4 protein-coding genes and 1 pseudogene are annotated in these 5461 nt (G+C 40.2%); 2 read left to right on the forward strand and 3 right to left on the reverse strand.

Features of this window, described 5'->3' with window-relative positions; all coding sequences use genetic code 11:
• The coding region (locus tag AACQ21_RS04175) for an O-antigen ligase family protein (RefSeq protein ID WP_258174198.1) at nucleotides 1-1140 on the forward strand (1140 nt) is incomplete at its 5' end.
• Between the two features lie 91 nt (nucleotides 1141-1231).
• Here AACQ21_RS04175 and AACQ21_RS04180 read toward each other — a convergent pair.
• The 3 genes from AACQ21_RS04180 to rfaD all read right to left on the reverse strand — a co-directional run bounded on the left by AACQ21_RS04180 (nucleotide 1232) and on the right by rfaD (nucleotide 4760).
• Nucleotides 1232-1792 (reverse strand): acyltransferase, encoded by a 561-nt coding sequence (locus AACQ21_RS04180; protein ID WP_181185540.1) that lies wholly within the window; start codon nucleotides 1790-1792, stop codon nucleotides 1232-1234.
• A gap of 63 nt (nucleotides 1793-1855) precedes the next feature.
• The gene (locus AACQ21_RS04185; RefSeq protein WP_105976741.1) at nucleotides 1856-3625 is read right to left on the reverse strand and encodes a polysaccharide deacetylase family protein; all 1770 of its coding nucleotides are present in this window, start codon (nucleotides 3623-3625) and stop codon (nucleotides 1856-1858) included.
• A gap of 199 nt (nucleotides 3626-3824) precedes the next feature.
• Complete coding sequence (gene rfaD, locus AACQ21_RS04190; protein WP_105976742.1) at nucleotides 3825-4760, reverse strand: ADP-glyceromanno-heptose 6-epimerase; 936 nt, start codon at nucleotides 4758-4760, stop codon at nucleotides 3825-3827.
• Nucleotides 4761-5172: 412 nt separating this feature from the next.
• Here rfaD and AACQ21_RS04195 point away from each other — a divergent pair.
• Nucleotides 5173-5448, forward strand: a pseudogene (locus AACQ21_RS04195) (transposase family protein); the annotation flags it as partial.
• Between the last annotated feature and the right edge of the window lie 13 nt (nucleotides 5449-5461).

Raw genomic sequence — 5461 nt, forward strand, 5'->3', positions numbered from 1 at the left:
GTTCTAATGGTGATATTTAATTTCTCTGATAGTAAGTTTATTCTTTCACGCTTAATACCAATAGTTTCTATTTATTGTCTGTTGAGATATCGACATGCAATTAGGGAAAACTGGCATTCAGAGTTAAGAGGTTTTTTTATCTCTGGATTATTGATAATAGTGATTTTCTCTGGCTATCATTTTTTCCGTAGTGATGAATTTTCTTTGCCTAGAACGTTAATTGCAAGTTTGGTTTATTTGCTTTTTGTACCGTGGAATAAAATATCACGCCAGTGGATTTATTATATTGTTGCATTAGCTTCAGTTATTTGCGGGCTGAATGCGTTGTATGAACATTTTGTGATGAACATTGCGCGTGTTGGCATTGCGACAAACCCGATACCTTATGCGTTATACGTCTCTTTTCTTTTGTTGTGTTGCGTTTACTTTTTTTTAAATCAATCAGATAGAACATTAAAAACGCTTGCTAGTATAGGCGGCTTGCTTTCGTTGACAGCCATCATCATGACCGATGTGCGAGGTGTAGTCCTCTTTTTACCTGTGGTCATTCTTTATTTGATGATTGCTACAGTAAGGCCGACCGTTAAACATTATATTTTTTGGTGTTTTTCAATATGTGTTATTTCGGTGCTATTTTATGCATTTTTTGAGAAAGAAATTGATACTCGGATTAAACAGACGCAATACGAAATTTCGATGATAGAGAAAGGGAACCATCATACCTCTATCGGTATTCGCTTGGACTTATGGAAGCATAGTTTGGATGTGATTGTTGATGACCCTATTTTTGGTCTTGGGGATGACAGTTTGCAAGACAGCATTTCCGGTATGAAAAATCGTGGTGCAGCTATTCAGCCCCATTTACATAATCAATATTTAGATTCTTTAGCCCGCTATGGGGTAGTGGGAACTCTGGTAATGCTTTTATTTTGTTTTACTTTAATCATTAATTTTACTCGTTCGGGTGTTAAATATATCGGTAATCCACTAGTTAATAGCATGCTCATTATGCTTATGCTTGCCGGTTTAACTGATGTTCCCTTGCACCATACACATCTTATTTATTTACTAACGATCTTGTGTGGCTTGTTGATCCGTTTTTCAGAGATAGGAAAGGATAAAAATCCGCCATCTGTTTAAATGATATTTATTATTATCTACTTGTGCGTTAGAATAAAACAGGCTTTTGTGATAAGAGTTGTTTTAAATATTTATTGAATAAACGGTTAGTTTAAAAAGTTAACTCTTCCTGCCAAACTATAGAATCAGCGATAACTCGAGCAGGATTACCCGCTGCTACCGAGTTATCGGCCACGGAATGTGTTACTGTTGAGTTAATACCTACTATAGAACCACTTCCAATAGATACACCTTTTAAGACGGTAACATTATCCGCTAGCCATACATGTGATCCGATATAAATACTTTTAGCTAAATTGATACGCTTCCCATCACGCAATATATCATGGCCATCACTGGTCATTATCTTTACATTACGTGAAAACATACAGTTGTCACCGATAACAAGTCGAGTGTTGCGTTCTCGGCAAGAGAAAAAGCAATTCTCCCCTATAACACAATTTGTCCCGATTTCTAACGTACAGTTTTCACCATTCAACTCAATTGAGACGCCTTTTAAATTAGCACCATCATGAATGATAAGGTGATTGTTTTTACCATTAACGTGAATGTCACAGTAACGGATTCGAGTATTTTTACCAACCTGAATATGATTGTTCGGTTTAACCCTAATTTTATTACGCAATTTTTCTATAAAAGAGAAACCAGACATATTCAATCCCTTAGTATGAGCCTCGGTTAATAAACTAAAGTTGTTATTATTTGCACGCCATAGTTAGTTCCCTAATTTACGAAACGTGTAATTACCGCGCACTTTGCGCCATAGGCCAAACACATCGGTTTTAGGGAAAATAGCAATACGTCGGATTTGATACGGGTCTTGATGTATTAGCCGTGGGCCGCTATTGGTCGCAACCGCAAATTGATAGCCACATTGATGCACGATCTGTTTTGAGAGCGCATCATGATCGCCATAGGGGTATGCAAAAGAAACCAGTTGTTCGCCTAGTAGCTCTTCGAGTTCAAACTTATTACGTGAGATCTCTTTACGCTGTTCAGATTCACTGAGTTTGCTGAGAAATGGATGAGTCATTGTATGACCCCCAATTTCAACTAGTCCTGAATCGTGTAATGCTTTGACTTGCTGACGAGACATTAAAGGCACTGGTTTTTCTGGGTTGCTCGGTACTTCAACATCCCAACGGTTAAAATCTTCCCCCGTTACTACATAGACAACCGCTTTAAAACCGTATTTTTGTAATAGCGGTAACATCAATTCGTAGTTATCTTGATACCCGTCATCAACCGTTAAGATGATATAGCGCTTGCCTGATTCAAGGCGGTGAATAAGCCCTTTATCCGCTAAATCTTTAAAGGTTAGCGTTTCAAACCCCATTTTTTTTAGCAGGTTGAAGTGCTTTTCAAGCATGTCAATATGCAGATAGGTACCATGTACGCCCTTTTCACTTTCATCCTTAATAAAGCGATGATACATAATAATCGGCATCTCTTTACGCAGCTTTTCAACATAAACCGTTTGATAAATATCTTCTATTTGATCGACCACATTGGTTAAGCTGTAGCTGTGCTGAATTATTTCACTGACTTGTGGCGAGCAGTGTGGCGTTTTTAACCCTTGTTCTACATATTGACTAATTTTTGAAAAATCAATATCGAGATCTTTAGGCCCGATGTCACCGAAGTTGTTTGCCATGGCCGCAGCGATATTATCGTCATCGACAATACCAATTGCACTTGCCTCACCGATTGCCAGTGTAGGCCGTCCACACAACAAAGATTCCATTGCCACTCTGCCAGCCCCAATGATTAAGTCTGATTGAGCAAGTATCGAGACGACATCTTGTGAATAACCAAGAAAGTGAACGTCAGAAGTAAACTTATTAAAACGCGCTTCAATTTTAGATCCAGATATGACCTGAATGTGGTATTTCGCTGATTCTAAACACTCATCGAGCAACCGATAACAAAGATCCCCTTTGGGGCCGGTTAACCTACCAATAATACTGACAACAGGTTTGCTATTTTGAGGAGCATTTTGCCAAGCGAATTCTTGCGTTTCAATTCCGTTTCGGCTTACGACGAGCGAGCTTTGTGGAACATTCAATTCAGTCATGAGTTGTTGTTCAATAGTCTCACAAACCGGCAGCGCTTTGTCACCCATGGCGTGAAATTTTTTACGAGAGGCGTGTACAGGCTGACGACCATGTACTGTGGTGACCATAGGCGTATTTGTTAATTTGCAAGCAATGTGACAACTCCAACTGGAGGCGCGAGAGTGAGCATGCACTAGCTGGATATGGTGTTTCTTAATCAGATAAATAAGATAACCCACATGCCAAAAGCGGCGAGGAATACTGCGTTTATTAAAACGGAGTTTATAAAATAGCCCTTGGTGAGGTTTTGTTAGCGTATCGGAAACATAAAATACCTTATGTCCACGCTTTGTCAGTTCATCGCCAGCGGTTGTGGCGTACACCTCTGCCCCAGTGACCTCAAGTTGAGATAAGGCCATTAATATATTCATCAATACTCCACGAGTTAGCAGCCAATGTTTTTCATATGTCTAAGAAACATGATCAATTTTCCATTCTTCCCCTTCTTCCCCTTCCAATGGTTACTCCATATTAGTCTTCCAGTAAGAGGAGAGCAGCCTTTTAGGGAGATATGTTTACTAGTTCCTCCCCCTTTTAGGGGAGGTTAGGAGGGGGTGATTACAGCCATCACTACTTATTAATCAACGCCATATACTCAGCCACACCTTCAGCCACCGTCTTAAATTGATGCTGGCAACCAGCGGCGCGCAATTTCGTTAAATCGGCCTCAGTGAACTCTTGGTAAGCACCTTTCAAGTGATCTGGGAATGGAATGGTTTCAACCTCACCTTTACCATGGTGCTTGATAACGGCTTTGGCCACTTCTTGGAAAGATTCAGCATTGCCAGTACCCAAGTTATAAATACCGGATACTCCGCTGTTCATAAACCATAAATTCACAGCCGCAACGTCGCCCACATAAACGAAATCACGCTGGAAGGTTTCACTACCTGCAAACAGTTTCGGGTTTTCACCCGCATTCATTTGATTATTTAAATGAAAAGCAACAGAAGCCATTGAGCCTTTGTGCTGTTCGCGCGGGCCATAGACATTGAAATAACGAAAACCGGTAATTTGGGAAAGGGTCTCACCGTGTGCTTCTTGCCAAATGCGGCGCACATAGTTATCAAATTGCTGCTTGGAATAGCCGTATACATTCAGCGCACCTTCATACTCTTTTTCTTCAATGAAGGTATCGGTATCGCCATAGGTTGCTGCTGATGAAGCATACAAAAATGGAATGTCGCGCTCTAAGCAGTAGTGCAGTAGCTCTTTAGAATATTCATAGTTATTAAGCATCACATACTTGCCGTCCCACTCAGTTGTTGCAGAGCAAGCACCTTCATGAAATACGGCTTCGATAGGGCCGAAATCCTCACCAGACATGATCTGCACCAAGAAATCGTCTCGGTCCATGTAATCGGCAATGTCCAGATCAACTAGGTTTTTGAATTTACGCCCATTTTTTAAATTATCGACAACAAGAATATTAGTAATGCCTTGTTCATTTAGCGCTTTGATGATGTTGCTACCAATCATGCCAGCGCCACCAGTTACGATGATCATACAAAATTCCTATGGTTATAATACGAACAATTATGTGCATTATAGCGGCTTAGCTAGTGGCTGTAATCACAAAATCTAATCTAGGCTAGCGACAGTCTCGCTCTATGTATGGTTTTGATGTAGTATTTCTGCCCAATAGCTCGCACCGATTACATAAGGGATGAGTTCGTTTATATGGAGTAACCGCTTGTAGGAGTTAGACCTAAGGGCGGTAGCATGGCAGAAACAGGAAACCGCATCAGGGAAACCGCATGAAGGTCGTTGATATATAAGGGCTGCAAAGATGCTAAGAATCCGTTTTGAACCTATCACTAATCCCAACTATTGAATGTAACCACATGAAAATAAAGATCTGCTTGTAGATCATTTTCGTTGTTTTCTAATTGCTCCTAGACAATATAGGAGCCTAAATATGAGCGAGTTAACCAACCCATTTATGCATTTCCAAATCATTAAAGACTACCGACAAGAAAGCAAAGTAGATCACAAATTATCAGATATTATTTTGCTGACAATTTGTGGCGTCTTGTCTGGTCATGACGGTTGGGATGGCATTATTGACTTTGGCAATGCTCGCTTAGATTTCCTAAAACGATATGGTCATTTTGAGGCAGGCATTCCATCGGCAGATACTTTGTCTCGTGTGATGGGCATGATTAATCCGGCAGGGTTGCAAAGAAGCTTTATAGCCTGACTGCCAT

Source organism: Vibrio sp. V01_P9A10T6 (genome assembly GCF_963877065.1).
Lineage (GTDB): Bacteria > Pseudomonadota > Gammaproteobacteria > Enterobacterales > Vibrionaceae > Vibrio > Vibrio anguillarum.

Bases quoted from the DNA above. Each gene is read 5' to 3' on its own strand.
- rfaD (WP_105976742.1), bottom strand. From the start codon at position 4,760: ATGATCATCGTAACTGGTGGCGCTGGCATGATTGGTAGCAACATCATC.
- AACQ21_RS04180 (WP_181185540.1), bottom strand. From the start codon at position 1,792: ATGTCTGGTTTCTCTTTTATAGAAAAATTGCGTAATAAAATTAGGGTT.
- AACQ21_RS04185 (WP_105976741.1), bottom strand. From the start codon at position 3,625: ATGAATATATTAATGGCCTTATCTCAACTTGAGGTCACTGGGGCAGAG.